The organism is Rhizobium sp. BK316 (assembly GCF_014193695.1).
Classification (GTDB): Bacteria; Pseudomonadota; Alphaproteobacteria; order Rhizobiales; family Rhizobiaceae; genus Rhizobium.
In genome coordinates, this window is record NZ_JACHZR010000006.1 from 342,273 (window position 1) to 368,575 (window position 26,303).

Genomic DNA, 26,303 nt, shown 5'->3' on the forward strand with positions numbered 1-26,303 from the left:
CCGTCCAAGGCGCCCCGCCAGCTCCCCTCTTTTGAGGTTGTTATTTTGCTCTTGTCGATTTGTTCCCGGATGGACGGTTTTTAGTGGATCGTCATCCATTCGCGGGCGGCGCGCAGCGCCTCGGCAAGCTGCATCTTGCTCATCGTCGCAGCGACATCGGCGCGCAGCTCGGCTGCGCGGTCGTTGCCCTTGATCGCGGCAATATTCAGCCACTTGTGAGCGGCGATGAGGTCGATGTTGCAGCCGCGGCCGGTCGCATACATCAGACCCATTTCGCAGAAGACATCGGCGCTGTTGTTGTCGCCACCCATGGTGGCCATTTCAGCATTGTGCATTTCAAAGCGTGCCATCGGTTCTATCCCTGTTTAGCCTGTTAAGACGTACCCTGTTTTACCTTTGGGCCTTGCCATCTTCTGCGGCTTGCGGCCTCTCCGGTCCGGCGGGTTTTCCCCGCTCGTTTGATGGGTTCACTATGCCAAACGGCCTTCAAAAAACGCCTAAAATGCATGATTAATTTGACGCAAACAAAGTGCAAATGCTTGGTAAAATTGGATTTTTGTTAAACATCGGAATCCCTGGGAATTAAGGATTTTCGCGCGCTTTTTACGAAAAATTAGGAATTGGAAATTGAGGAACTGTTTACCGTGAAATCAGCATCGATCAGGCCATCAGCAGAAAAACCTGGAGGCGAAAGCCGGATTTCAGGCGCTCCGGCAGCGTATTTACCTTTACGTTCGCGTCAGTTATTTTCGCGCCAATCAGCTTCATGGAGGAAAAGATGATCCGTACCCTCGTTCTCGCCAGTGCGCTGGCACTTACGGCAGGCCTTGCGCTGGCGGAAGAACCGATCGTCGGCAAGTGGAAGACGGTCGCCGGCGATACGGCAGTGATTGCCCCTTGCGGCGGCGGATACTGCATCACGCTCAAGTCGGGCAAATATGCCGGCAAGAAGATCGGCATGCTGGCGGGCACCGGCGACAGTTACAATGGTGAGATCACCGATCCCTCCAATGACAAGACCTATAGCGGCTTTGGTAACATTTCCGGCAGCTCTCTGAAGCTGAAGGGCTGCGTGATGAACGTCCTCTGCAAAACGCAGACATGGACTCGCCTTTGAGGGGACTCGCCTTTGAGGGGACCCGTCTCCGAGACCCTTAGCCGGCCTCAGAAACTGAACGCCAAATGAACCGCCATCTCAGCACCCGTTCAGCCGCATCATGGCAAAACAGCACCATGAAGGGCGCATATCGGGGTAAGGACGTGGACGTGTTCATTCTGGCGAGACGGTTTACAATCATAACGCTGTTTGCGGCGATCTTCGCGATCTCGTTTTCGGCGGTGGTCGTGCGCACGGGCGGCGGCGGGGCACAGCAGTCGCATTTCGGCGCGAACTATACGTGCCTGGAAAGCCGCGGCGGTTACTGCACCGCCATCCGCTGAGAGTTGGAAAGATATTGGGGAAAATATCTGGGTTTCAGCCTTTGCGCGTCGTTTGCTTGTTAAAAACGACTCTCTATAATGCCTCATGAGCAAACGAATCTATCCACTGTCCGCTTTCGACATTTCGTCCCCCCCCCCTTTCGAGCCGCAAGCCTTCGATGATCCGGCAAAAGCCGTCGAAGCTTTGACGGAGCTTTACGAGCGCAACACCTCGTTCCTAATCGACAGCTTCACGAAGCTCGCGCAGGGGGCGCCGGTCACGTCCCGCTACCGCGCTTTCTACCCGCAAGTCAGCATCGAGACGACGAGCTTCGGTCATGTCGACTCCCGCCTCTCCTACGGCCATGTGACGGCACCGGGCGTCTATACGACGACGGTGACGCGGCCGAAGCTCTTCAAGCATTACCTTAGGGAGCAGCTGCTGCTCCTGATGAAGAGCCATAACGTGCCTGTCGTCGTCTCGGAATCCTCGACGCCGATCCCGCTGCATTTCGCATTCGGCGAAGGCGCGCATGTGGAAGCATCGGCAACGGCTTTCGTCGATACCCCGCTGCGCGATCTCTTCGACACGCCCGACCTCAACACGACGGATGACGAGATCGCCAACGGCGAATACCTGCCGCCTCCGGGCGAGCCCTCGCCGCTTGCACCTTTCACCGCACAGCGCATCGACTATTCGCTCGCCCGCCTTTCGCACTATACGGCGACCGGTGCCGAGCACTTCCAGAACTTCGTGCTGTTTACGAACTACCAGTTCTACGTCGACGAATTCTGCTCCTGGGCGCGCAAGCTGATGGCTGAGGGCGGCAACGGCTACACCGCCTTCGTCGAGCCCGGCAATATCGTCACGCTGGCAGGATCGAGCGTTCCGGAAACGGATGCCGTGCTTTCTCGCCTGCCGCAGATGCCGGCCTATCACCTCAAGAAGAAGGGCCATGCCGGGATCACCATGATCAATATCGGCGTCGGTCCTTCCAACGCCAAGACGATCACCGACCATGTGGCCGTGCTTCGCCCGCATGCCTGGCTGATGCTTGGCCATTGCGCGGGACTGCGCAACAGCCAGCGCCTCGGCGATTATGTTCTGGCGCATGCCTATATGCGCGAAGACCATGTGCTGGACGACGACCTGCCGGTCTGGGTGCCGATCCCGGCCCTTGCCGAAGTGCAGGTGGCGCTCGAGGGGGCCGTTGCCGAGATCACCGGCTACGAAGGCTTCGAGCTGAAGCGCATCATGCGCACCGGCACGGTCGGCACCATCGATAACCGCAACTGGGAACTGCGCGACCAAGCAGGCCCGGTAAAGCGACTGTCGCAGGCCCGCGCCATCGCGCTCGACATGGAATCGGCGACGATCGCTGCCAATGGTTTCCGCTTCCGCGTGCCCTATGGAACGCTGCTCTGCGTGTCCGACAAGCCGCTGCACGGCGAGCTGAAACTGCCGGGCATGGCGACCGCCTTCTACCGCACGCAGGTGAACCAGCACCTGCAGATCGGCATCAGGGCAATCCAGAAACTCGCCGCCATGCCACCGGAAGCGCTGCATTCACGCAAGCTGCGCAGCTTCTTCGAGACGGCGTTTCAGTAAGATATCAGGCGTGGCCCGGCCTTGTCCGCCGGGCCACACACTGTTCTCAAGCGCTTGCGGCAAGCTGCAGCGCTGCGATCAGGCCTGCAAACGCCGCCAGCGCAATCCCGGTCCTGACCAGCATCCTTATCACCTCGGCATTCTCAAGCGGCGGCATCTCGCGTGCGCCGCGTGTGATGATCAGATGTGCTATTCCGAATTCAAGCATGCTCATTGCTCCATCTCCTCGATGTTGTCGATGGAGCTTTGTCGAGCGCTGCCCCGGCCTTTCGACATTCAGGCCGCTTAAAAGATATTTTTCTTCCCTGTCGAAAAACGCCTAGGCTGTTCGTCTCTAAGCATCGGCCCGAAAATCGAGATAGATTTTCGGAAAGCCCGATGCGTAGATTCAAAGATTTAGAGCGTCCTTTGTGCGTCCGAATGGATGCACGGCGCTCTAAGGGCTGTGAAACCACAGCGTGGAGGACAAGGGATGAAATATCTTTGCCAGGTCTGGTTCGACGGCACGGTGCTGTCGGCCATGTCGACGGAAGAAAAGAAAAAGCTCGACCGGGATTCGCTCGCCTATGACCGCGATCTTGCCGACAGCGGTCATATGATCATTGCCCAGGCGCTGCAGTCGCCGCAATCGGCGGTCACGGTCCGGGTGCGCGGCGGCGAGATGTCGGTCACCGACGGCCCCTTCATCGAGACGAAGGAAGCGCTCGGCGGCTTCATCCTGATCGACGCCAAGGACCTCAACGACGCGATCCGTGTTGCCGCCGGCATTCCGCTGGCAAAGCTCGGCGCGATCGAGGTTCGCCCCATCCATGAATTCGGCTGAGGAGGTGATGTCATGAAGTTTCTGGGCCAGATCTGGTTCGATACCGAAAAGAGCAAACGGGTCACCCCAGAAGAGTGGGAAGCCGTCACGCAGGAATGCATCGTCAGCGACGACCACTGGCGCGACAGCGGCCATATGTTGAGCGCGCTGGCGCTCTATGAGCCGGAGCAGGCTGTGACGCTCAGGGTTCGCAACGGCACCATCGCTGCAACGGATGGTCCTTTCGCAGAGATCAAGGAACATCTCGGCGGCTTCGTCGTGATCGAGGCCAGGGATATGGCGGAAGCACAGTCGATCATTTCCACCTTCCCGATCCTCAAATATGCATCAATCGAAATCCGCCCCGGCTATTCGATCAAGGATGGGAGATAGCCATGCGCTTCGTCTGCCTCATCTATAATGCCGCCGATATGGACGGCACACTCAGCCAGGCCGAGGGCGACGAACTCGTGAGGGCACATTTCCAATATGACGAGGAGCTTCAGCGCAAAGGCATCATGATCCATTCCGATGCATTGGAAGGCCCCGACAGCGCCTCTGTGTTGAGGGTGCGCGATGGCATTCTGTCTTCGACCGACGGCCCCTATGTCGAGACCAAGGAACATCTGGCCGGCATTTACATCATCGAGGCGGCCGATCTCGAAGAGGCGCGCAAGGTCGTTGCGGGCATTCCGAGCGTCCGGGTCGGGGCGATCGAATTGCGGCCGGTGAGACTGCTCACCCTGCCACAGTGAGGGTCGGCCCATGAGACAGGTGATCGAGGATATCTACCGGCAGCATTCGCGCCGGGTTCTGGCGACGCTGATCCGCCTGCTCGGCGATTTCGACCGGGCGGAGGAAGCGCTGCACGATGCCTTTGCGGCGGCGGCACGGACATGGCCGGTCGACGGCATGCCCAACAATCCCGTTGCCTGGCTCGTCTCGACCGGCCGCTTCAAGGCGATCGACCATCTGAGGAGACGAGCGCGCTTCAACGCCTCGCTGCGGCATATCGAGGACGGGCTCTACCCTGACGGCACGGAAACGGAGATCGGCGACATGGAACCGATCGAGGACGACATGCTGCGGCTGATCTTCATCTGCTGCCATCCGGCTCTTGCCGCCGATGCGCAGATGGCGATGGCGCTGCGCGAGGTCTGCGGACTGACGACGGAAGAGATCGCCCATGCCTTCCTCGTACCGGCGCCGACGGTCGCACAACGGATCGTGCGTGCCAAGAACCGGATCAGGACGGAAAAAATCCCTTATGAAGTGCCCGTCGGAGCCGAACTGCCCGAAAGGCTCGACCGGGTACTGCATGTCATCTACCTCGTCTTCAACGAGGGCTACTCGGCATCCTCGGGCAGCGCCATCGTGCGCGCCGACCTGACGGCAGAGGCGATCCGGCTGGCGCGGCTGCTTGCCGCCTTGCTGCCGCATCCGGATGTCGCCGGCCTGCTGTCATTGCTCCTGCTGCAGGAGTCGCGGCGCGCTGCCCGGCAGGATGGTGACGGCGCGCTGGTGCTGCTTGCCGATCAGGATCGCTCGCTCTGGGACCGGGCAAGAATATCAGAGGGGCTGTCGCTGCTTGCAAGCGCCATGCGCACGCCTGATATCGGCATCTATACGGTTCAGGCGGCAATCGCGGCGGAACACGCGAAGACCGGAAGCATCGAGGAAACGGACTGGCGGCGCATCGCCTTCTACTACGACCTGCTGATTGCCGCCCATCCCTCTGATATTGCGGAGCTCAACCGCGCGGTGGCGATTGCCATGGCCGATGGGCCGGAGAAAGGACTGGCCCTCGTCGATGCCGTCATGGGCAAGGGGGACCTAACGTCCTATCATCTCGCCCATTCGGCGCGGGCGGATTTCCTGCGCCGGCTCGGACGCAGGGCCGAGGCGATTGCGGCTTACGAGACGGCGCTGACACTCTGCCGGCAGGAGCCGGAACGGGCCTTTCTGCGCAAGCGCATCTCGGAGCTTACAGCATCGTCTTGAGGCGCGGTCAGGCCTTGCGGCGGCCGAGCGGCAGCGAGATGGCGGTGCCTGTCAGGGCGGAAACGATGATGAGCAGATGCGCGCTGACGCTTGCCTGCGCCAGCGCGTCCAGGGCCGACCGTTCGCTCGATGCTCCGAAGGCGATGGCACCGGCGGTGATGCCGGCCGGATAGGTGCCGACGCCGCCCGGCGCATGCACCGGCAGGACCGAGGAAAGCTCGCCGCCGAGCGCGCCGCCGAAACTCGCGGCCATCGGCAGCACGCCCATCAGACCGAGCGCCCAGGCGAGCACGAGCACCTTCACCAGCCAGTTGACGATGGTCATCGCCCAGGCGCGGGCAAAAGCAACGGCATCGAAAGGCAGTCCGTTCTCGATTTCATGAAGCAGCGTCTGCGCCTTGCGCGGCAGCAGTTTCGCCCCGAGGCGCAGCAGCGGCTTGCGGGCAGCAAAAGCAAAGACCGGCAGGAACAGGAAGAGTACCCAGACCAACCAGGCGAGCGCGGCATTGGAGGCGGCGGCCGCAACGCCGAGGCCCGCGGCGGCCAGCAGCGCATGCAGGTCCAATAGCCGCATAACCAGCAGGGCGGAGGTGCCGCGCGTCAGGGGAATGCCGAATTCCGTGCGCATCAGCACCGGAAAGCTGGTCTCGCCGGCGCGGAAGGGCAGCATGATGTTCAGAAGGTTATGGATCTGCGTGATGCGGAAGAGCGTTGCGAAACGGCCTGCCGTCTCCCGTGGAAAATAATCGTAGATGCGCCATGTACGCAGGAAATAGGTGCTGGTCAGGAGTATGAGCGCGCCGATAACGGGCCGAGGACCGACGGCAGCCCATTGCTCCAATATGACAGTCCAGCCCCAGAACCATTCGATGAAAAGCGCATAGGCTGCGACGATTGCGACCGTCAGAAGGGTCATGCGATTGCGCAGAAACCAGGATTGCCCGCTTTCAACACTCGGGGTCTTCATGTATCAGGCTTCCTAAGTTTGGCTGCGGCGGCTGGTTTTCATCGGTCTTCCATTGCCGCGCCTTTTAGGAGAAATGAAAGTTGCAGACAACGGTAGAGTCCATTCGCGGTGCGAATGATCAGATACAACCGCTCGAGCTGTCGCTGGTCGTTCCTGTTTTCAACGAGGAAGAAAGCATCGGCCCGCTCGTCGAGCGCATTGCCGCGGCCATGGCCGACTATCCGCTTCGCTGGGAACTGATCCTCGTCGACGACGGCAGCACGGACGCAACGCTCGTCAATGCCCGCAAGTTCGTCAACCGCGAGGGGCTGACGCTGCGTATCGTCGAGCTGCAGCGCAATTTCGGCCAGACGGCCGCCATGCAGGCCGGCATCGACACGGCGCAGGGCCGGCTGATCGCCACCATGGACGGCGACCTGCAGAACGACCCGAAGGATATTCCCTCGATGGTCTCGGAGCTGGAACGGCGTGAACTCGACCTGCTCGTCGGCTGGCGCAAGAACCGCCAGGACGGTCTGCTGCTGCGCAAGATCCCCTCCTGGTGCGCGAATTACCTCATCGGCCGCATCACCGGCGTCAAGCTGCACGACTACGGCTGCAGCCTGAAGATCTACCGTGCCTCGATCATCAAGCAGGTGAAGCTGATGGGCGAGATGCATCGCTTCATCCCGGCCTGGGTCGCCGGCGTGGTGCCGAGCTCACGCATCGGCGAAATGGCCGTCACCCATCACGCACGCCAGCACGGCACGTCTAAATATGGCATCTCGCGCACTTTCCGCGTGATCCTCGATCTGCTGTCTGTGATGTTCTTCATGCGCTACAAGGCGCGTCCGGGCCATTTCTTCGGCTCGCTCGGCCTCGGCCTCGGCGGCCTCGCAGCGCTGATCCTCATCTATCTCGGTTTCGACAAGTTCATCATGGGCAACGATATCGGTACGCGACCGATGCTGATGGTCGGCGTCGTGCTGCTGCTGTCGTCCGTGCAGATGATCACGACCGGCATCCTGGCGGAAATGATCGCGCGAACCTATTATCGCGACGACGCCTCGCCGAATTATATCGTGCGCCAGATCTTCTCCCGAGAAAGCTGACGTGAAGAGCCTTTTCAGCCGCCGGCCCAATCTGATCCTGGCGGTGCTTGGAACCTATTTTCTGCTCCACTTGATCGTGCGGCTCAGCATTCCCAATGCGCTGGAGCTGGACGAGGCGGAGCAGATATTGCTCTCGCAATGGTTCGCCTTCGGCTATAATTCGCAGCCGCCCTTCTACAATTGGGTGCAGTACGGCGTCACATCGCTCATCGGCGTGTCGCTGTTTTCGCTGTCGCTCCTCAAATGCACCATGCTGTTCCTGTCCTATGTCTTCTACTGGCTGGCGGCGCGGCTGACGTTGAAGAACAGCAGCCTGGTGGTGATGACGACGCTCGGCCTGCTCACCATGCCGCAGATCGTCTTCGAGGCGCAGCGGGACCTGACCCATTCGGTGGCGACGATCTTTGCTGGCTCGTTATTCCTCTACGGCTTTTTCCGCACGCTGAAGACGCCGTCGGCCATCTCCTATGCCATCGTCGGCATTGCGACCGGCATCGGCATCATATCGAAGTATAATTTCGCGCTTCTTCCGGCCGCGGCATTCGTCGCTGCGCTGATCGATGCCGATTTCCGCAAGCGCTTGCTCGACTGGCGACTGATACTGACCATCGTGATTTCGATCGCCATCGTCACGCCGCACGCAATCTGGTTCCTGCAGCATTTCGACCTTGCCGTCGATCGTACGCTGCACAAGATGACCGGTGACGAGGAGAGCTTTCTGGCGCAGGTATCGACCGGCTTTTTCCGCTTCATCTCCGCAATGGTCGGCATCGCTGGCGTCTCTGTCCTCATCTTTCTGGCGCTCTTTGCCAAATCGCTGCGGGCAATGTGGCGCGCGTCCAGCCGCTGGACAAGAATTGCCGGGCGCATCCTGCTGATCGAGATCAGCGCTATTGCGCTGATGATCCTGCTTGCCGGCGTCGACAATGTCGCCGACCGATGGCTGACGCCGCTCTTCCTCATCCTGCCGCTCTATATCTGCATGAAGGCCGAGAGCACCGAGGTCGACCCCGCAGTACCCTTGCGTGCATCGCTGGCGGTGAGTGGCGTGATCATGGGCATCGTGCTGGCCGTGCTCGCCATGCGCGCCTATTACGGCCCGCTCTTCGGCAAATATCAGCGACTGAACATCCCCTATGCCAGCTTTGCCGAGACGATCCGCAAGGATATCGGCGGCGAACCGGGGCTGATCGTCGGTTACGACCCGCATCTCGACGGCAATATGCGGCTGCAAATGCCTGACACCCCGGTGCAGTCCTATTTCTATCCGGACTTCAAGCCGACATTCCAACTGGATGCGAAACACCCCGTCGTCTTCGTCTGGCGCGACGACAAGGGCAGGACGCCGCCGGCCTGGCCGAATGATTATTTTGGGGATGTGCTGGCGCAGACCGGCTTGAAGCAGCCGGAAACGCATGTCGTCACCCTGCCCTATATCTATGGCCGACCGGGTGACACCTATCAGTTCGCCTACGCGGTGGCTTATCCCTAAGAGCCTTTCCTGGTTAGATTGAAGCATTCTGTTGGCTCAAACGGAGTCGAATGGTCGACCGGCTGGCGCGCGTCGTAGCCCAGATCTACGGCCAAGCCGGCCGATCGATCAGGCGGCCCGTTTCAGCCAACCCCGGTGGTTTGCTTGCAAACCAGCTAGGGCCGGGCATCTTTCCGCCAGGATCAAAGGCGATCGGCTCGGACATACCCCGGGGTATGCCCTTCTCCATCAGCCTTTGCCCTGACGAAAACCTGCTCCGGCAGAATGCTTCAATCTAACCAGGAAAGGCTCTAGCGTGCGAATGCGTCGAAAGGATTGACCTCTGTGAGTTGGCGCACTGTGTCCCTGCTCGCGCCCGCGATCTGAAGCCTTGGCAGAAGGCTCTCGACAAGGTGCGTATAAGGCCTCGGGGTCCCGCCACCCGGTTGCGCCGGATCATACCAGCCGAGATCGTGGCTTATCAAAAGCCGCTTGCCCAATCCTGCTTCAAGGGCGTCCATTATCAACGCGACCACGTCTTCATCCGGTGCCCTACCGACATGGTCGTATTCGATCCACGCGCCGCGTTCCACCAGTGCCTTGTGAAGCTGGAAGTCCTTTTCCTCCTGGGTATGAATGGATATGAACCGCTCGGCTGCGCAACCCTCTGACTGAAGGATGTCCAGCTGCTCCATCACGACCCTTCCCCGAATCGTGTGCGAGCCGATGACCGCACCGGTTCGCACGGATGCTCTTGCGGCCGCGCGCAGGATGCGGGCCTCCAATGGCGTAATGCCATCGTCGCCGGCGCTCAGTTTTATCCATCCGGCGAGCACGCCGGTATCTTCGATGCCCTCGGTAAGCTCAGCCACCATCCATTGTTCGAGATCGACTTCGCTGGCTTCTGCTACCCACCTGGGTATCCATGGTTCGCGATAGTTACCGGTCGGCACAACGATCGGAAAGTCGGCGGCCCTCGATACGGCAAGATCAATATCTGCGCGTCTTCCAACGCCCCCTGTCGTGCATTCGACGAGCAGTGAAATGCCTTGTCTTTTGATTGCCTCTATTTGTGGGACCATCAGCGCCACGACATCGTCTACATCCGCCTTGGCGTAGCCGGGCCGGTCGGGGGTTCGGAGATCGACAAACACGTGCTCGTGCGGAAGAATCATGCCGAGTTCTTCGCGGCGTTTCGGTCCCAGAGTGGTGTAAATCTGCTTCATTGGTCGAGATTCCCCCAAATGATCGACGTTCTATGACAATGCGAGTGATCTCCTCACCCAACATCACTGAGCAGCGACGGCAGGGCTTCGCCGTCGCAATCGTCGCTAGCCACGTAGCTCCTTCCAGGCTGCGTCCAGCGCAATCTTGGTAATACGCGCCATCTCGTCGACCTCCTCATGGCTGATGACGAGCGGCGGGGAGGCCAGCATGCGGTCGCCGGTGGCGCGCAGCACGAGGCCGTTTGCGAGAGCGTGATTGCGCACCAGCGAGCCGATCGGATCGGGCTTTTCGAAGCGGGTGCGGGTCTTCTTGTCGGCGGCAAGCTGCAGACCGCCCATCAGGCCGATGCTTTGCGCCTCGCCGACAAAATCATGATCGGCAAGGGCGGCCCACTTCTTTGCGAAATAGGGGCCGATATCGTCGCGCACGCGCTCGACCAGTTTCTCCTCCTCGATGATGCGCAGGTTTTCGAGCGCGGCGGCGGCGCAGACCGGATGGCCGGAATAGGTGAAGCCATGGTTGAAATCGCCGACCTCGTTGATCAGCACATCGGCGATGCGATCACTGACGAGCACGCCGCCGATCGGCAGGTAACCCGAGGAAAGCCCTTTGGCGATCGGGGCAAAATCCGGCTCGACGCCGAAATATTGATGGCCGAACCATTCGCCGAGGCGACCGAAGCCGCAGATGACCTCGTCGGTTACGAGCAGGATGTTGCGGGCCTTGCAGATGCGGTCGATTTCCGGCCAATAGGTCTCCGGCGGAATGATGACACCGGCCGCGCCCTGGATCGGCTCGGCGACGAAGGCTGCGACATTCTCCTCGCCCAGCTCATCGATCTTGGCGTCCAGCTCGCGGGCGACCTTCAGGCCGAATTCGGCGGGCGTGAGATCGCCACCCTCGCCATACCAATAGGGCTGGCCGATATGGACGATGCCTGATATCGGCAGGTCGCCCTGCTCGTGCATATATTTCATGCCGCCGAGGCTGGCGCCGGCAACCGTCGAGCCGTGATAGCCGTTGCGCCGCGCAATCACCATCTTCTTCGAGGGCTTGCCGACGGCTGCCCAATAGACGCGGGCCATGCGGAACCAGGTGTCGTTCGCTTCCGAGCCGGAGCCGGTGAAGAAGATATGGTTGAAGCGCGGGCCGGCCTTGGACGTCACCTTCTCTGCGAGCAGCGTGGTCGGCGGCGACGTCGTGCCGAAGAAGGTGTTGTAATAGGGAAGCTCGTTCATCTGACGCGCGACGGCATCGGCGATTTCCTTGCGGCCGTAACCGATATTGACGCACCAGAGGCCGGCGAAACCATCGAGATACTTTTTGCCGTTGTTGTCGTAGATATGCACGCCCTCGCCGCGCTCGATGATGCGCGTGCCGTCGGCATTCAGCTTCTTCATGTCGGAGAAGGGATGCAGATGGTGGGCGGCATCGATCGCAGCAAGATTGGACAGCGGGTAAGTATCGGACATGATTGGACCTTCGGATTGAAAGGCTTTGACTGATGGTTTACGAGCTTGGCCTTCTGCGAGAGGATTTTCAAGGTCATGGCGAGCAACGGCAAAGAGGCTGGTGAGGGCGATCCGCGTTTCGAGATCCTCGTTGTCGGCATGAACGGCGATCTGCGGGGCAAGCAGCTTCCGCTTTCGGCCGAAAAGAAGGTCTGGGCCGGCGATATCCGCCTGCCGACTTCCACACAGTCGCTCGATATCTGGGGCGACGACAATGACGACATTACCGGCCTGTCGCTGACGATCGGCGACCCCGACGGCAATCTCATTCCCGATAAGCGCAGCCTGACGCCGATGCCCTGGGCGCCTGAGGGCTCCATGCAGGCGCTCGCCACCATGCACGAATTCGATGGCAGCCGCAGCTTCATGGATCCGCGGGGCATTCTCGCTTCCGTTCTTGAACGCTATTCCGAGCGCGGGCTGACGCCTGTCGTCGCGACGGAATTGGAATTCTATGTGGTGGACGAGAGCTGGCGCGAGACGGGCGTGCCCTCGCCGCCTGCAAGCTTGACCTATCGCGGCGATCCGAACGGCTTCCAGCTCTATGACATGAGCGCCGTCGATGCGCTCGACGACTACCTGCGGACTCTGCGCGCCTATGCCAAGGCGATGAACCTGCCGGCGGAGGCGACGACGGCGGAATTCGGCCCCGGCCAGTTCGAAGTGAACCTGCTGCACCGGCCGGATGCCCTGGCGGCCGCCGACGACTGCCTCTACCTGAAGCGCGTTGCCGAGCAGGCGGCGCGCAAGCACGGGCTGAAATCGACCTGCATGGCCAAACCCTATTCGGATCATGCCGGTTCCGGTCTGCATGTGCATGCGAGCATCATCGACAGCCACGGCAACAATATCCTCGATGCCAAAGGCGGCGAACCGACGCTTCTAAAATCGGTGACGGCAGGCATGCTGCAGACCATGCAGGAGGCGCAACTCGTCTTTGCGCCCTTTGCCAATTCCTACCGTCGGTTCCAGCCGGGCTCCTTTGCGCCGACCGACCTCACCTGGGGCACCGGGCATCGCGGCACGGCGATCCGTATTCCTGACAGCAACGGGCCGGCGGCGCGCATCGAGCATCGCGTGGCGGGTGCGGATGCCAATCCCTATCTGCTGCTGGCGGCCATTCTCGGCGGCATGCTGCTCGGCCTCGACGGCGATCTCGATCCCGGCGAGGAAACGACGCCCGCCTATACACCACCGGGCGCGAAGCGTCTGACGCATGATTTCCTGACAGCGGTCGAGGCCTTCCGGCAGTCGGCCTTCATCGCCAATATCTTCGGCGACAAGTATCGAAAGTTGTATGGCGACACGAAGTACAAGGAAGCAATAGCGTACCTGCGCACCGTGTCGGATTTCGACTATCGCACATATCTCGCGCGCCTGTAGTTAATAGAGCCCGTCATATCACTTTCACTTAGACGCTTTTCTTAACCCTGTTGGCATTATCGATGATCTATACTCGAAATCGGTAATATATGCCGGGTATCAGCATACTCAATAAACCGGCAACGGGGCCGGATTGGATGACGAGTTGAAAGGGATCGGTTTGATGAACCGCATCACTCTTGAGGGAAAGCTGCTGTTTGCGACCGTCATCGTCGCCTTTCTCACCCTTGTTCTGACAGCGAGCGCCCTCATTCCGACCTATGAGAGCTACCGTTCGACTCATGACAATCTGCTTGCGGTGGAACGCTTCCGCCAAGTTTTGGAGGCTGGCACCCAAGTGTCCGCGGAACGTGGCCCGGCCAATGATATCATGGCGATCGAGCCGGACAGCAGCGCCCCGGCAACGGAACGCCTGAGGTTCTTCCGGCGCATCAGCGATCAGGCGCTCGAGGCTCTCGACGAGCCGCTCGCCGTCGATGTCTCTTCCGCCCTGCCCGACCTGCAGAAGGCGCTGGCCGATACCAGAGACCAGCTTCGCAAAGCCCGTGAGGCCGTGGACCGGGTTGCTGCAACACCGCTTGCCGAGCGCCGGCCGGAGGATGTCCAGGCCGCGATCGGCGAAATGATCGAGGTGATCGAAACCTTCCAGGCTGTCGTCGACTGGCACGTGGCGGCCTTCACGAGCCGCCAATCGGAACTGACTGCTCCGTTCCTGACAGGGCGGATGATCAGCGACATGCGCGAATATGGCGGCCGGGCCGCCTCGCAGATCATGGGGCCGATCGCCACGCGCCAGCCGCTGCGCGACAGCCATGTCACCGATGCCAGCCGCACCATCGGCCGGCTTCTGGAATTGCGCGCGCTGATGGAGGGCCAGAAGGTCGTCAGCGATAACGACACGCTGTCTGCCAACCTCATGAAGGATGTCGATGCGATCTTTTTCGGATCCGGCCTCGACCTCGTGAAGATCCTCATCGAACAAGGCAAGATTTCCGGCGACTATTCGATCTCCGCCGTCGATCTGACGCACAACTATGTCCCGACGCTGCAGCCGCTGGCGCGGCTGCGCACGGTCTTCCTCAACGATGTCGTGAAGCGCTATCGGACCCAGCATGACACAGCCTCCTACCGTCTGGCCGTCATTGCGCTCATCACAGCCTCTGCGCTCGCAGTGCTGCTCACCCTCTTCCGCTCCATCCGCCTTCATATGCTCGATCCGCTGCTGACGGCGCGCCGGCAGATCATCGCGCTTGCCGAGGGCAGCGCCATGACAAACCTTGAGACGATCTCCAAGGCACCGGAGATGCGCAGTCTGTTCGAAGCACTGGAACTGCTGCGCGGCAAGCTTGACGAACGGGCCGAATATGAAGCCCGGCTGAAGATGCAGGCCGAGAAGGATGGGCTGACCGGCGTATGGAACCGCCGGGCGCTGGAAGGCTTCGGCAATGCGCCTTCGGAGCACGAGGAAGATGTCTGCCTGATGCTGATCGACATCGATCACTTCAAGACGGTCAACGATACCTATGGCCACCTGACGGGTGATGCCGTGCTCATCGAAATCGCGTCACGGCTGCAGGGTGCGATGCGGCCGACGGATATCGTGGCGCGCTATGGCGGGGAGGAATTCGCCGTTCTCGTTTCCAGATCGGATCTTTCGAACACCGTGGATTTTGCCGAAGAACTTCGCAGCCATATTCAAGCGCATGTCATCCGCGACGCGGAAACCGGTATGGATCTCTCCATCACTGTCAGCATCGGCGTCGCCTCCGGCCGGTGCGGCGCAAATGGCTGGCGCCAGCTCATCGCATCGGCCGACGAGGCGCTTTACTGCGCCAAGAAGAAGGGACGCAATCGCACCTGTGTTTTCGGAGACGAGGCGGACCGGGATATCGTCGAAGGCGCTCTCATTCCTTTCAGAGCCAGGCGCTCCGCTGCGCTCTGAGCGTCAGGCCGCCGGCTCGCGCCGCTCCCTTTCGCCTTCCTGTGCGGCAAGCCCCTGCTTGACCAGCACCTTCAATTCGCCTGGGTGCAGCTTGATCGTGATATCGCGCTCCAGCGGCAGAAGCTCGCCATCCATGACGCAGTTCGCCTTGGCGCGCAGCTTCGGAAAGTGCAGATTGACCTCGGCCGGATGCATGACCATGACCGCATCGTTTTCGCGGAACCTGCCGCGCAGCATGTCGATCGCCAACCGTGCGACACCGAGCGGTTTCAGCGGTTTTGCCGTGTAGAAGCCAAGCTCGCCGCTGCGCAGATTGTCGGCATAGAGCAGCGCGTTTTCGCCGAAGGGATTGTTGGAGACGGAGATGGCGGAGACGCGGCGGGTTTCCTTCATGCCGGCCGCCTCGAACTCGACCTCGAATTCCGGCGGGTTGAAGACGACGCCGAAAGCCGCACGGGCGCTCGCCCGCAACTTTCCGAGGCGGGAGCGATAGCTGTAGGAGTTGCGGTAGCGCACCATGCGCGCATGCAGGCCGGCGGAGAACTGGTGGATGAAGGGCCTTCCGTTGGCACTGGCGATATCGATATTGTCGAGCTCGCCGAAAGCCAGCACGTCGAGCGCCTGCCAGATATCGAGCGGCACTTTCAGCGAGCGGGCAAAGAGGTTCATGGTACCGGCCGGCACGACGCCGAGCGCCACACCGTTCCTCCAGGCAATCGATGCGGCCGCCGAAATTGTGCCGTCACCGCCGCCGGCAACGATGCCGTCGACGTCGTCGCGCCGAGCGGCACGTTCCATGGCGGGAACAATCTCGCCGCCGGAAAAGACGATCGCTTCGAAATCATGCCCGGCATCGCGGAAGACCTCCTCCGCGCGCTTCTCGTAAGCCTGCATGTCCGTCGTTCTGAAGGTACCGCCGTCGCGATTGAAAAAGCCGACGAGCTTCATAAAGTGCCTGTTCCTATCTATCCCTGTCCTCAAGAGATGGTTGGCGCACCTGCGATTTCAAGCCGGATGGTTTTTCCGGTCACATCGCTGAAACGCAAATATTGCAATGGACGTATGCAGATAGCAGGACGCTGCACTGCAAAAAAAGCACTCGACGCTTCCGACTTTGCGCTCAATAGATGGGAGTATTGGAGATCATATCTCCTCCTCCCGCCATTTCTGCCCGCCAATTGTAAATGACCGGCCCTGCGCGTCCCGCCAGCGGCCGTCACCAAGTACAGATCCTCCGAGGACCGCCCGTGAGCCAGGTTGCCGTCAACGATTCCATCGATGAGTCTGTCGAGTCTGGGCCGGAGGCGGAGCTTCCTTCCGCCATGACCGTCGCACTGGTGCAGTTGGCGCTCGCCGCCGGCGGCTTCGGCATCGGCACGGGCGAATTCGCCATCATGGGTCTGTTGCCGAACGTGGCCGATATCTTTTCGGTCACGACCCCGCAGGCAGGTTATGTCATCAGCGCCTATGCGCTCGGCGTCGTCATCGGCGCACCGGTCATTGCCGTGCTTGCAGCCAAGATGGCGCGGCGCACGCTGCTGCTCTGCCTCATGCTGCTCTTTGCCGTCGGCAATATCCTGAGCGCTGTCGCTCCGACCTTCGAGAGCTTCGCCGTATTGCGCTTCATCACCGGCCTGCCGCATGGCGCCTATTTCGGCGTGGCCGCCCTCGTCGCTGCCTCCATGGTGCCGGTGCATCGCCGTGCGCGGGCCGTCGGCCGTGTCATGCTCGGCCTGACGGTCGCCACCCTGCTCGGCACGCCGCTGACCACCTTCTTCGGCCAGGCGCTCGACTGGCAGGTCGCCTTCCTGACGGTCGGCATCATCGGCCTCGTGACGGTCGCTCTCATCTGGTTCTACGTGCCGCATGACAAGGTCTCGGAAGAGGCAAGCGCGTTGCGCGAACTCAGCGCCTTCCGCCGTCCGCAGATCCTACTGACGCTTGCCATTGCCGCTGTCGGTTATGGCGGCATGTTCGCGATGTTCAGCTATATCGCCTCGACAACGACGCAGGTGGCCATGCTGCCGGAGACGGCCGTTGCGCTTATGCTCGTGCTGTTCGGTGTCGGCATGAATGCCGGAAATGTCATCGGCTCCTGGCTGGCGGATAAATCGCTGCTCGGCACGATCGGCGGTTCGCTGGTCTATAATATCGTGGTGCTGACGATGTTCTCTCTGACGGCTTCCAACCCCTACATGCTCGGGCTTTGCGTCTTCCTCGTCGGCTGCGGTTTTGCGGCAGGCCCGGCGCTGCAGACGCGGCTGATGGATGTCGCGGCCGATGCACAGACGCTGGCTGCCGCCTCCAACCATTCGGCCTTCAATATTGCCAACGCCATCGGCGCATGGCTCGGTGGCCTCGTCATTGCCGCTGGCTATGGCTTTGCGGCAACCGGCTATGTCGGCGCCGTCCTGTCCTTCCTCGGCCTCTTCGTCTTTGCAGCGTCGCTACGCCTGGAGCTCCGCAGCCGGAGCGCTTAACGCCTTCGAGATACGCAGTTCCCGGCCTTCCGGGCTGCAGAAGACGAATTCATCGCCCCAGGCGGCAAGCGCCCGGATGACCGGCTTCAGCGTGGAGCCGAGCGGTGTCAGCGCATATTCGACACGCGGCGGCACGACCGGGTAAACTGTTCGTGAGATCAGGCCGGATTCTTCGAGCTCCCGCAGCTGCTTGGTCAGCATGCGCTGGGTGATCGCCGGCAGATGGCGTCTCAGCTCGTTGAAGCGTAAAGTCTTGTCCATCAGGTGGAAAAGGATCACGCCTTTCCACTTTCCATCGAGATAGCTCAGCGTCGCCTCCACCGGGCAACCGGGAAAATTCGTGACCAGTTTGGCGCGCGGCAGCGACATTTACAGTATCCTTTTTGGTACTACGTACAGAATTTGTGCATTCTTGCGTTGCCGGAACATAGGTCGCATCTAGCTCTCGTGCAATGAACACAGGAGTTTCAAAAGATGCGTGCCGTCGCCTACAAAACCCCGCAGCCGATCGCTGCCGAAACCTCGCTGATCGATGTCGAACTGCCCACACCCGAAGCTCGGGGGCACGACCTGCTGGTCGAGATCAAGGCCGTCTCCGTCAATCCCGTCGACGTGAAGGTGCGCGCTCATATGGCACCGCCCGCCGATGAGCTGAAGGTACTGGGCTTCGATGCCGCCGGCATCGTCAAGGCAGTCGGTTCGGATGTGACGCTGTTTACGCCAGGCGATGAGGTCTTCTATTCCGGCGTCATCAATCGCCCCGGCTCGAATGCCGAGTTCCAGCTCGTCGACGAACGCATCGTCGGCAGGAAGCCTGACAGCCTGGACTTCGCTGCAGCCGCCGCCCTGCCGCTGACTTCGATCACCGCTTATGAAGCGCTGTTCGACCGGTTGCGCGTGACCGATCCCGTGCCGGGTGCGGCCCCTGCCGTGCTCATCATCGGTGGTGCGGGCGGCGTCGGTTCGATCGCCATCCAGATCGCCCGCGTGCTGACGGATCTCACCGTCATCGCCACGGCTTCACGCCCGGAAACGCAGGACTGGGTTAGGGAACTCGGCGCCCATCACGTCATCGACCATTCCAAGCCGATCGCACCGCAGGTCGCAGCGCTTGGTATCGGCGCACCGGGTTTCATCTTCTCGACCACGAATACGGACAAACACGTTGCCGATATCGTGGAGGCGCTGGCACCGCAGGGCCGCTTCGCACTGATCGACGATCCCAAGACCTTCGATATCGTTCCTTTCAAACGGAAGGCCGCTTCGGTTCACTGGGAACTGATGTTCACCCGTCCGCTCTTCGGCACGCCCGACATGATCGAGCAGCACAAGATTCTGAACAGGATTTCCGAGCTCGTCGACACTGGCAAGATCCGCACGACGCTGTCGGAAACGGTCGGTACGATCAATGCGGCGAACCTGAAAAAGGCGCATGCCATGGTCGAAAGCGGCAGGATGAAGGGCAAGGTCGTTCTTGCCGGCTTCTGAGGTTTTCGACGTCGAAAATCCGCTTTTTCCGACGCTAGAAATATTGCGTAAAGGATGCTGACCTATAATGCCGCGCCGAGGGTGCGGCATTCTGGCGTTAAACATCTAAGCAGCTTGACTTTTTCCGCATTCGAGACCACCTAGTGGGACACGTGCATGACATACGCCGCGCACGGATATCAACGGAGCCATCATCACGATGCCAAGCGACAGTAGCAGTCGATTGCCTTTGCCGTACGCGGCCGTCGCGCGCTGACCTGGATGCTCCAGGCTCGCCCGTTCGGACGCTACGGCGGATCGACGGAAAGGCGAGCCAATGAATATCAATCGCTTCCCCCTGCGGGCCGGCTATGCCGCCCGTGCCTTCATGAACAACAGCCGTGTCGCGACCATCGCCGAGCGCGTGGAATCGCTGAACGGGCTCGCCCCGGCTGAAGCCGGCCGCATCCTTTCGCGGATGCCGCAGGACTATGCCGTCAACATTCTCGACCGTCCGGAGCTGCGCAACGCGCCGGCCATTCTGGCGCTGATGGACAGTGCGGATTCGGCCCGGCTGCTGCACGGCATGTCGAACGACCGCGTCGCCGACGTCCTGCTGGAACTCGGTGTCGACGACCGCGTACGCCTGTTCTCCAGCCTGGAAGAACCTGTTCGTATCGCCATCCAGCATCTGATGGGCTATCCGCCGCGCACGGCCGGCAGCATCATGACGACGGAATTCGTCAGCGTGCCCGATGACTGGACCGTCGCGCAGACGCTGGACCATGTGCGGCAGGTCGAGCGCTCGCGCGAGACCGTCTATGCCATCTATGTGCTGGATCACAATTCCGGCGCGCTGATGCATGTCGTCACCCTTCGCCGCCTCATTACTGGCGAGCCCGATGCCTCGATCCTGTCCGTAGCTCAGAAGGGCACGCCGGTTTCGGCCAATGCGCTGATGAAGCAGGAAGATGTCGCACGGCTGATCCGCAAGCACGACCTGCTGGCGCTGCCGGTGATCGACGATCATGGCCTGATCCTCGGCATCGTCACCGTCGATGACGTCATCGACACGATGATCGCGGATACGACGGAAGCCGCCCAGAAATTCGGCGGTATGGAAGCGCTCGGCAAGCCCTATATGAAGATCGGCTTCGGCGGCATGATCCGCAAGCGGGCCGGCTGGCTCTGTGCCCTCTTCCTCGGCGAAATGCTGACGGCAAGCGCCATGCAGCATTTCGAAGGCGAGCTGGAAAAGGCCGTCGTGCTGACGCTCTTCATTCCGTTGATCATGAGCTCCGGCGGTAACTCCGGTTCGCAGGCAACCTCGCTCATCATCCGGGCGCTCGCCGTCGGCGAGTTGAAGCTGAGCGACTGGTGGCGGGTGCTGCTGCGCGAACTGCCGACGGGCATTGTGCTCGGCGCCATTCTCGGGCTTGTCGGCCTGCTGCGCGTGATCTTCTGGCAGACGGCCGGGCTCTATGATTACGGCCCGCACTGGCAGCTGGTCGGCCTGACGGTCTTTGCCGCATTGGTCGGCATCGTCACCTTCGGCTCCATGTCCGGTTCGATGCTGCCCTTCCTGTTGCAGAAACTGCGGCTCGATCCGGCAACGGCATCGGCTCCGTTCGTCGCCACGCTGGTCGATGTCACCGGGCTCGTCATCTACTTCTCGGTGGCGCTGCTCATCCTCAGCGGGACGCTGCTGTAGTTCTTTGATCAGAGGCGGAGATTTAGGCTGGGCTAAAACCATCCGCCTCTGGTGTCCTAAGGCGTGTCAATTGCGCTCCGGCAGCTTCAGCGGTCCATGTGTCTTGATGCTGCGAATGGCGAAATTCGAGCGGATATCGGTGACATTCGGCAGGGTCAGCAATGTCTCCGTCAGCAGCCGTTCATAGGCCGAGAGATCTTCGACCACGACTTCGGCCAGGAAGTCCGCCGTGCCTGAAATCAGAAAGCAGGAGACGATCTCCGGAATGGCGAGCAGTGCTGCCTGCTGCGCCTCGGAATTCTCCTTGCTGTGACGGGCGACCTTGAACTCGACGAAGACGGTAAGCCCGAGCCCGACCTCCTTGCGGTCTATATCGGCCGTGTAGCGCCTGACGACGCCGAGCTTTTCGAGATTGCGGATGCGGCGCAGGCAGGGCGACGGCGAGAGGTTCACCTTCTCGGCGATCTCGACATTGGTGGCACGCGCATCCTCCTGAAGGCATTTCAGGATGGCGATATCGAATTTATCGAGATTTGGCATAATTGCGAAATCCATCAGCATGAATTGGCAGATCATTGCGCATAGCACGATTTCTGCGCCACAGATAGCAAGGACATGCCTCGGCCTCCGGCGCTAATCTTCTTGTCAATCGGATGACATCCGGACGGAAGAGAGGACAGGACGATGAGCACGATCGCATTTTCAAACGAGAAATCGCCTTCACAGACACTGGGTTATGCCGCTGGCACGATCACCGTACTGATCTGGTCGACATGGTTTCTGGCAACCCGCCATAGTGCTGCAACGCCGCTGGGCTCGATCGATATCGGGCTGATCCGCTTCGGCATACCGGCGCTCGCTCTCTCGCCTGTCTGGCTGCGTACAGGCCTGCTGCCAAAAGGTCTCCCGCTATACCTGCTGGCGATCATGGTCGCCGGCTGCGGTGCAATCTTCTTCCTGGTGACGACGCTTGCCATTCATTCCACACCGGCCGCCTCGTCGGGCATCCTGCTCGGCGGCTCCATGCCGCTCGCCACCGCCTTGATCGGCGTTCTGCTCTTCGGCGAACGGCCGGATGCAACCCGTATCGCCGGGCTGCTGGCGATCGTCGCCGGTGTGATGATCCTACTGATACGCAGCCTTGCCGATGCTTCCCTGCCCTGGACGAGCTTCGTGCTGCTGCCGGCGGGCGCCGTTCTCTGGGCAAGCTATACGCATGCCTTCCGCCGCTCGGGCCTGACCGCCATCCAGGCCAGCGCGCTGATCGCCATCTGGTCCTTCCTGATCATGGCCGTCTTGGCGCTGGTCTTCGGCATCTCGCTGCCGCAGGCACCACTTCCGGAAATCGGCCTGCAGGTGCTGAGCCAGGGTATTCTGTCCGGCCTTGTCGCCATGGTCGCCTATGGCACGGCGGTGCGCATCCTCGGCGGCACGCAGGCTGCGGCTTTCACCGCGCTGACGCCGGTGCTGGCAACGGTCGGCGGCGGCCTCCTGCTCGGCGAGCAGATGGGCTTTGCCGAAATCAGTGCGGCCGTGATCACCGGCATCGGCGTGGCGCTCTCGACCGGCATCGCCGCCAAGCGCCGCTGATCGTATCGCTCAGACAAAAGCCGCCGACAGCGATACGCTGCGGCGGCTTTCGCATGTCTATCGGTCAGGCTGTCGCCTGGATGACCACGACCCTGGCGCCAACTTCGACGCGGTTGTAGAGATCGATCACGTCGTGGTTCATCATGCGGATGCAGCCGCTCGACATGGCAAGGCCGATCGATTGCGGCTGGTTGGTGCCGTGGATACGGAAATGCGTGTCGTTGCCGCCGCGATAGAGATACATGGCGCGCGCACCGAGCGGATTGTTCGGGCCGCCCGGCATGCCCGCGGCAAGCCTGCGATAGCGCTCCTCGCGGCGCTGCATGTTTTCCGTCGGCGTCCAGCTCGGCCATTCTGCCTTGCGGCCGACATAGGCATTGCCGGCAAAGGCAAGACCCTCGCGGCCGACGCCGACGCCGTAACGCATCGCCCTGCCGTCACCGAGGATATAATAGGCGCGCCGCGCCGGCGTATCGATGATGATCGTTCCCGGCGCATAGCTGCCCTCGTAAGCGACTTCGGTGCGGCGAAGCTCCGGCTTGATTTGATCGATCGGCACCTGCCTCAGCGGAAATTTCTCATCCGGAAGTGCGGCGTAATTCGTCTGGCTGTTCAGGGTTGTCGAAGAGCAGCCGGCAACGAAAAGGGGCAGAGCGATCAGGAAGCCCCGGCGCGAGATCGTCATGAACGTGTCCTTAGTGCGTCAAGAAGATGTCGCAAGCTAAGGAGATTATGGTTAATGAAACGCTAAACCGACGTTGCGAATAGAGATAACGAATGCGTTATCAGGTATAGGCGACGCTTTACTCGGCTATAGGCTCAAGTCTGCCAAGCAGCGCGACCTATTGATCTGCGGCAAATTTTCCCTGCGACCGGTTCGGCGCCGAATTCGCGGCACCGAACGATCATCTCGTGTCACATATTCGGATAGACCGGCCCCTCGCCGCCCTGCGGCGGCACCCAGTTGATGTTCTGGTTGGGGTCCTTGATGTCGCAGGTCTTGCAGTGGACGCAGTTCTGGGCGTTGATGACGAAGGTCTGTTCGCCATCCTTTTCCACCCATTCGTAGACCCCGGCCGGACAGTAGCGCGTCGAGGGGCCTGCATAGATGCCGAATTCCGACGACTTCTGCAGCGCCATGTCCTTCACCTGGAGATGGACCGGCTGGTCCTCCTCGTGATTGGTGTTGGACAGGAAAACGGAGGACAGGCGGTCGAAGGTGAGCACGCCATCGGGCTTCGGATAGGCGATCGGCTTATGCTGCGAGGCGGGCTCCAGCGAGGCGGCGTCGGTCTTGCCGTGACCAAGCGTGCCGAAGAAGGAGAAGCCGAAGAGCTGGTTGGTCCACATGTCGAGGCCGCCGAGAGCGACACCGAGCGCCGTGCCGAACTTCGACCAGAGCGGTTTGACGTTGCGCACGCGCTTCAGGTCCTTGCCGATATCGCTCTTGCGCCAGTCGGCTTCGATCTCGACCACTTCGTCATTGGCGCGGCCTGATGCAATGGCGTCAGCGATGCGGTCAGCCGCCATCATGCCCGAGAGCACGGCATTGTGGCTGCCCTTGATGCGCGGCACGTTGACGAAGCCCGCCGAACAGCCGATCAGCGCGCCGCCGGGGAAGGAGAGTTTTGGCACCGACTGATACCCGCCCTCGGTGATGGCGCGCGCGCCATAGGAGAGGCGCTTGCCGCCCTCGAAGGTGCCGCGGATTGCCGGATGGGTCTTGAAGCGCTGGAACTCCTCGAAGGGGTAGAGATAGGGGTTCTTGTAGTTCAGGTGGATGACGAAGCCGACGGCGACGAGATTGTCTTCCAGGTGATAAAGGAAGGAGCCGCCGCCGGTCGACATGCCGAGCGGCCAGCCGAAGGAATGCTGCACGAGGCCGCGGCGGTGGTTCTCCGGCTTGACCTCCCAGAGTTCCTTGATGCCGATGCCGAACTTTTGCGGTTCGCGATCCTTTTGCAGGTCGAACTTGGCGATCAACTGCTTGGCGAGCGAACCGCGCACGCCCTCTCCAACAAGCACATATTTGCCCATCAGCGCCATGCCGCGCGCATAGTTCGGGCCGGGCTCGCCGTTCTTCTCGACGCCCATGTCGCCGGTCGCGACACCGATGACGGCGCCTTCGTCATTGTAGAGCACTTCCGCTGCGGCAAAGCCCGGATAGATCTCGACGCCGAGTTCTTCGGCCTTCGTCGCCAACCAGCGACAGACATTTCCGAGCGAGACGATGTAATTGCCGTGATTGCTCATCAGCGGCGGCATCATGATGTTCGGCAGGCGGATCGAGCCGGCTGGACCGAGCAGCAGGAAGTGATCGTCCGTCACTTCGGTCTTGAAGGGATGACCTTCCTCTTCGCGCCAGCCGGGCAGCAGGCGATCGATGCCGATGGGATCGACGACGGCGCCGGAGAGGATATGGGCGCCGACTTCGGAACCCTTCTCCAACACGACGACGGATAGTTCCGGATTGACCTGCTTCAAGCGAATGGCAGCCGAAAGGCCGGCCGGACCGGCGCCGACGATCACCACGTCGAATTCCATGCTCTCGCGTTCCGGCAGCTCAGTCATTTCGGTCATCCATCCGTCTCCGCTCGGCCGTTTGACGGCCGTTTTTCCCTAATCAGGGTAACTGTCTTGTCAAAATCAGAAAACATTGTCGAGCCGGGAAGCGACAGGCGATCCTCCAATTCGCACAATGAGTGTCCTCTACACAAAAGATTATATGACGCTTACGTTAACGTCAATTATTGAAGCTGATCGGGTTCACCTTCGTCCTTTTCTTCCGCACGGCTTGCGCCCTATAAAAAGAGCAACAGGAAATGGAGAAAAATCATGGATCTCGGCATCAAGGGAAAACGCGCACTGGTACTGGCTTCCTCGCGCGGTCTTGGGCTCGGCATCGCCAAGGCCCTGGCACAGGAGGGTGCGAATGTTCTTCTCTGCGGACGCAGCGGCGACGAGTTGGAAGCCAATTGCAAGACGATCAATGCGCAAGGCAAGGGCAAGGCCGATTGGATCTGGGCCGACCTCTCCGATGACAATTTCGTCGGCACCGTCACGGCTGCCGTGCAGGAGAAATTCGGCGGGCTCGATATTCTCGTCAACAATACCGGCGGCCCGACGCCCGGCACGACCGAGGACATGACTGCCGACAAGCTGGAGACCTATTTCTTTTCCATGGTGGCGCGCGTCATCACGCTGACCAATGCGCTGCTGCCCGGCATGAAGGCGCAGGGCTGGGGCCGCATCCTGACGGTCGCCTCGTCGGGCGTGATCGAGCCGATCGCCAATCTTGCACTGTCGAACACCTTGCGCCCGGCGCTGGCCGGCTGGAGCAAGACGCTGGCGTCGGAAGTGGCAAGCCACGGCGTCACCACCAACCTGCTGCTGCCCGGCAGCATCCTGACAGCGCGCCTCGACGATCTCGATAGTGCCGCCGCCAAGCGGACCGGCAAAAGTGTCGCAGACATCCGCGTGGAAAAGCAAGCGCGCATTCCGGTCGGGCGCTACGGCAAGATCGAGGAATTCGCTGCAACGGCGGCCTTCCTCTGCAGTGAGCCGGCGAGCTACATCACCGGCTCGCTGATCCGCTGCGACGGCGGTGCTGCGCGCTCCGTCTGATCGCCGGC

Annotated in this window: 26 protein-coding genes; 16 read left to right on the plus strand and 10 right to left on the minus strand. The window is 61.0% G+C overall.

All coding sequences use genetic code 11. The features are described from left to right. Positions 1-80: 80 nt before the first annotated feature. Complete coding sequence (locus FHT87_RS27055) at positions 81-350, minus strand: sel1 repeat family protein (RefSeq protein ID WP_183805820.1); 270 nt, start codon at positions 348-350, stop codon at positions 81-83. A 428-nt stretch (positions 351-778) separates the two neighbouring features. On the opposite strand from FHT87_RS27055, the gene FHT87_RS27060 reads away from it, so the two are divergent. The 3 genes from FHT87_RS27060 (at position 779) to FHT87_RS27070 (ending at position 3,028) form a co-directional block, all read left to right on the plus strand. Continuing rightward, entirely contained in the window at positions 779-1,117 is a 339-nt protein-coding gene (locus tag FHT87_RS27060; protein ID WP_183730859.1) for a DUF2147 domain-containing protein, read from the plus strand. A 143-nt stretch (positions 1,118-1,260) separates the two neighbouring features. Next, positions 1,261-1,440, plus strand: coding sequence for a hypothetical protein (locus FHT87_RS27065; RefSeq protein ID WP_183730862.1), 180 nt, complete (start codon positions 1,261-1,263; stop codon positions 1,438-1,440). 85 nt (positions 1,441-1,525) lie between these two features. Further along, positions 1,526-3,028 (plus strand): AMP nucleosidase, encoded by a 1,503-nt coding sequence (locus tag FHT87_RS27070; protein ID WP_183805822.1) that lies wholly within the window; start codon positions 1,526-1,528, stop codon positions 3,026-3,028. A 46-nt stretch (positions 3,029-3,074) separates the two neighbouring features. On the opposite strand, the gene FHT87_RS27075 is transcribed toward FHT87_RS27070, so the two are convergent. Further along, positions 3,075-3,242 (minus strand): hypothetical protein, encoded by a 168-nt coding sequence (locus tag FHT87_RS27075; RefSeq protein WP_183730868.1) that lies wholly within the window; start codon positions 3,240-3,242, stop codon positions 3,075-3,077. Between the two features lie 258 nt (positions 3,243-3,500). On the opposite strand from FHT87_RS27075, the gene FHT87_RS27080 reads away from it, so the two are divergent. Genes FHT87_RS27080 through FHT87_RS27095 form a run of 4 tightly spaced genes read left to right on the plus strand, consistent with a single transcriptional unit; the run spans position 3,501 to position 5,831 of the window. Beyond that, positions 3,501-3,851, plus strand: a complete 351-nt coding sequence (locus tag FHT87_RS27080; RefSeq protein WP_183730871.1) for a YciI family protein — start codon at positions 3,501-3,503, stop codon at positions 3,849-3,851. A 12-nt stretch (positions 3,852-3,863) separates the two neighbouring features. Then, complete coding sequence (locus FHT87_RS27085) at positions 3,864-4,223, plus strand: YciI family protein (RefSeq protein WP_183730874.1); 360 nt, start codon at positions 3,864-3,866, stop codon at positions 4,221-4,223. 2 nt (positions 4,224-4,225) lie between these two features. Then, positions 4,226-4,585, plus strand: a complete 360-nt coding sequence (locus FHT87_RS27090) for a YciI family protein (RefSeq protein WP_183730877.1) — start codon at positions 4,226-4,228, stop codon at positions 4,583-4,585. 10 nt (positions 4,586-4,595) lie between these two features. Beyond that, positions 4,596-5,831, plus strand: a complete 1,236-nt coding sequence (locus tag FHT87_RS27095) for an RNA polymerase sigma factor (protein WP_183730881.1) — start codon at positions 4,596-4,598, stop codon at positions 5,829-5,831. A 7-nt stretch (positions 5,832-5,838) separates the two neighbouring features. On the opposite strand, the gene FHT87_RS27100 is transcribed toward FHT87_RS27095, so the two are convergent. Next, positions 5,839-6,798: a lysylphosphatidylglycerol synthase domain-containing protein gene (locus FHT87_RS27100; RefSeq protein WP_183805824.1), complete on the minus strand. Its 960-nt coding sequence runs from the start codon at positions 6,796-6,798 to the stop codon at positions 5,839-5,841. A gap of 80 nt (positions 6,799-6,878) precedes the next feature. Here FHT87_RS27100 and FHT87_RS27105 point away from each other — a divergent pair, with 80 nt between their 5' ends. Continuing rightward, positions 6,879-7,889: a glycosyltransferase family 2 protein gene (locus FHT87_RS27105; protein ID WP_183730886.1), complete on the plus strand. Its 1,011-nt coding sequence runs from the start codon at positions 6,879-6,881 to the stop codon at positions 7,887-7,889. Between the two features lies 1 nt (position 7,890). Then, positions 7,891-9,381, plus strand: a complete 1,491-nt coding sequence (locus FHT87_RS27110; RefSeq protein ID WP_183805826.1) for a glycosyltransferase family 39 protein — start codon at positions 7,891-7,893, stop codon at positions 9,379-9,381. 290 nt (positions 9,382-9,671) lie between these two features. Here FHT87_RS27110 and FHT87_RS27115 read toward each other — a convergent pair whose 3' ends face one another. Beyond that, a complete protein-coding gene (locus FHT87_RS27115; protein WP_183805828.1) occupies positions 9,672-10,586 on the minus strand; it encodes an esterase in 915 nt (304 codons plus the stop codon). 105 nt (positions 10,587-10,691) lie between these two features. Next, positions 10,692-12,059, minus strand: coding sequence for an aspartate aminotransferase family protein (locus FHT87_RS27120; protein WP_183805830.1), 1,368 nt, complete (start codon positions 12,057-12,059; stop codon positions 10,692-10,694). A gap of 75 nt (positions 12,060-12,134) precedes the next feature. On the opposite strand from FHT87_RS27120, the gene FHT87_RS27125 reads away from it, so the two are divergent. Beyond that, positions 12,135-13,481, plus strand: a complete 1,347-nt coding sequence (locus tag FHT87_RS27125) for a glutamine synthetase family protein (protein WP_183805832.1) — start codon at positions 12,135-12,137, stop codon at positions 13,479-13,481. Positions 13,482-13,644: 163 nt separating this feature from the next. Then, positions 13,645-15,423, plus strand: coding sequence for a GGDEF domain-containing protein (locus FHT87_RS27130; protein WP_183805834.1), 1,779 nt, complete (start codon positions 13,645-13,647; stop codon positions 15,421-15,423). Between the two features lie 3 nt (positions 15,424-15,426). Here the strand turns inward: FHT87_RS27130 and FHT87_RS27135 are convergent, their stop codons facing one another. Continuing rightward, entirely contained in the window at positions 15,427-16,371 is a 945-nt protein-coding gene (locus FHT87_RS27135) for a diacylglycerol kinase family protein (protein ID WP_183805836.1), read from the minus strand. 299 nt (positions 16,372-16,670) lie between these two features. Between FHT87_RS27135 and FHT87_RS27140 the strand changes: the two genes are divergently transcribed. Further along, a complete protein-coding gene (locus FHT87_RS27140) occupies positions 16,671-17,903 on the plus strand; it encodes an MFS transporter (protein WP_183805838.1) in 1,233 nt (410 codons plus the stop codon). Here the strand turns inward: FHT87_RS27140 and FHT87_RS27145 are convergent. Continuing rightward, complete coding sequence (locus tag FHT87_RS27145) at positions 17,871-18,272, minus strand: helix-turn-helix domain-containing protein (protein WP_183805840.1); 402 nt, start codon at positions 18,270-18,272, stop codon at positions 17,871-17,873. The two genes, FHT87_RS27140 and FHT87_RS27145, sit on opposite strands and share 33 nt — an antisense overlap. A gap of 105 nt (positions 18,273-18,377) precedes the next feature. Between FHT87_RS27145 and FHT87_RS27150 the strand changes: the two genes are divergently transcribed. Further along, the gene (locus tag FHT87_RS27150; protein WP_183805842.1) at positions 18,378-19,391 is read left to right on the plus strand and encodes a zinc-binding alcohol dehydrogenase family protein; all 1,014 of its coding nucleotides are present in this window, start codon (positions 18,378-18,380) and stop codon (positions 19,389-19,391) included. 316 nt (positions 19,392-19,707) lie between these two features. Beyond that, complete coding sequence (gene mgtE, locus FHT87_RS27155; RefSeq protein ID WP_183805844.1) at positions 19,708-21,081, plus strand: magnesium transporter; 1,374 nt, start codon at positions 19,708-19,710, stop codon at positions 21,079-21,081. A 66-nt stretch (positions 21,082-21,147) separates the two neighbouring features. On the opposite strand, the gene FHT87_RS27160 is transcribed toward mgtE, so the two are convergent. Further along, positions 21,148-21,621 (minus strand): Lrp/AsnC family transcriptional regulator, encoded by a 474-nt coding sequence (locus tag FHT87_RS27160; protein ID WP_183730913.1) that lies wholly within the window; start codon positions 21,619-21,621, stop codon positions 21,148-21,150. Between the two features lie 144 nt (positions 21,622-21,765). Here FHT87_RS27160 and FHT87_RS27165 point away from each other — a divergent pair, with 144 nt between their 5' ends. Further along, positions 21,766-22,671 (plus strand): DMT family transporter, encoded by a 906-nt coding sequence (locus FHT87_RS27165; RefSeq protein WP_183805846.1) that lies wholly within the window; start codon positions 21,766-21,768, stop codon positions 22,669-22,671. A 64-nt stretch (positions 22,672-22,735) separates the two neighbouring features. Here FHT87_RS27165 and FHT87_RS27170 read toward each other — a convergent pair whose 3' ends face one another. Continuing rightward, positions 22,736-23,356 (minus strand): L,D-transpeptidase, encoded by a 621-nt coding sequence (locus FHT87_RS27170; RefSeq protein WP_183805848.1) that lies wholly within the window; start codon positions 23,354-23,356, stop codon positions 22,736-22,738. Positions 23,357-23,586: 230 nt separating this feature from the next. Next, the gene (locus FHT87_RS27175) at positions 23,587-25,251 is read right to left on the minus strand and encodes an electron transfer flavoprotein-ubiquinone oxidoreductase (protein ID WP_183805850.1); all 1,665 of its coding nucleotides are present in this window, start codon (positions 25,249-25,251) and stop codon (positions 23,587-23,589) included. Between the two features lie 255 nt (positions 25,252-25,506). On the opposite strand from FHT87_RS27175, the gene FHT87_RS27180 reads away from it, so the two are divergent. Further along, positions 25,507-26,295 (plus strand): SDR family oxidoreductase, encoded by a 789-nt coding sequence (locus FHT87_RS27180; protein WP_183805852.1) that lies wholly within the window; start codon positions 25,507-25,509, stop codon positions 26,293-26,295. Positions 26,296-26,303: the final 8 nt, after the last annotated feature.

Coding starts and splice junctions, on each gene's coding strand:
- FHT87_RS27055 (WP_183805820.1), bottom strand. CDS start 350: ATGGCACGCTTTGAAATGCACAATGCTGAAATGGCCACCATGGGTGGC.
- FHT87_RS27060 (WP_183730859.1), top strand. CDS start 779: ATGATCCGTACCCTCGTTCTCGCCAGTGCGCTGGCACTTACGGCAGGC.
- FHT87_RS27070 (WP_183805822.1), top strand. CDS start 1,526: ATGAGCAAACGAATCTATCCACTGTCCGCTTTCGACATTTCGTCCCCC.
- FHT87_RS27075 (WP_183730868.1), bottom strand. CDS start 3,242: ATGAGCATGCTTGAATTCGGAATAGCACATCTGATCATCACACGCGGC.
- FHT87_RS27080 (WP_183730871.1), top strand. CDS start 3,501: ATGAAATATCTTTGCCAGGTCTGGTTCGACGGCACGGTGCTGTCGGCC.
- FHT87_RS27085 (WP_183730874.1), top strand. CDS start 3,864: ATGAAGTTTCTGGGCCAGATCTGGTTCGATACCGAAAAGAGCAAACGG.
- FHT87_RS27090 (WP_183730877.1), top strand. CDS start 4,226: ATGCGCTTCGTCTGCCTCATCTATAATGCCGCCGATATGGACGGCACA.
- FHT87_RS27095 (WP_183730881.1), top strand. CDS start 4,596: ATGAGACAGGTGATCGAGGATATCTACCGGCAGCATTCGCGCCGGGTT.
- FHT87_RS27100 (WP_183805824.1), bottom strand. CDS start 6,798: ATGAAGACCCCGAGTGTTGAAAGCGGGCAATCCTGGTTTCTGCGCAAT.
- FHT87_RS27115 (WP_183805828.1), bottom strand. CDS start 10,586: ATGAAGCAGATTTACACCACTCTGGGACCGAAACGCCGCGAAGAACTC.
- FHT87_RS27120 (WP_183805830.1), bottom strand. CDS start 12,059: ATGTCCGATACTTACCCGCTGTCCAATCTTGCTGCGATCGATGCCGCC.
- FHT87_RS27125 (WP_183805832.1), top strand. CDS start 12,135: ATGGCGAGCAACGGCAAAGAGGCTGGTGAGGGCGATCCGCGTTTCGAG.
- FHT87_RS27130 (WP_183805834.1), top strand. CDS start 13,645: ATGAACCGCATCACTCTTGAGGGAAAGCTGCTGTTTGCGACCGTCATC.
- FHT87_RS27135 (WP_183805836.1), bottom strand. CDS start 16,371: ATGAAGCTCGTCGGCTTTTTCAATCGCGACGGCGGTACCTTCAGAACG.
- FHT87_RS27145 (WP_183805840.1), bottom strand. CDS start 18,272: ATGTCGCTGCCGCGCGCCAAACTGGTCACGAATTTTCCCGGTTGCCCG.
- FHT87_RS27150 (WP_183805842.1), top strand. CDS start 18,378: ATGCGTGCCGTCGCCTACAAAACCCCGCAGCCGATCGCTGCCGAAACC.
- mgtE (WP_183805844.1), top strand. CDS start 19,708: ATGAATATCAATCGCTTCCCCCTGCGGGCCGGCTATGCCGCCCGTGCC.
- FHT87_RS27160 (WP_183730913.1), bottom strand. CDS start 21,621: ATGCCAAATCTCGATAAATTCGATATCGCCATCCTGAAATGCCTTCAG.
- FHT87_RS27165 (WP_183805846.1), top strand. CDS start 21,766: ATGAGCACGATCGCATTTTCAAACGAGAAATCGCCTTCACAGACACTG.
- FHT87_RS27170 (WP_183805848.1), bottom strand. CDS start 23,356: ATGACGATCTCGCGCCGGGGCTTCCTGATCGCTCTGCCCCTTTTCGTT.
- FHT87_RS27175 (WP_183805850.1), bottom strand. CDS start 25,251: ATGACCGAAATGACTGAGCTGCCGGAACGCGAGAGCATGGAATTCGAC.
- FHT87_RS27180 (WP_183805852.1), top strand. CDS start 25,507: ATGGATCTCGGCATCAAGGGAAAACGCGCACTGGTACTGGCTTCCTCG.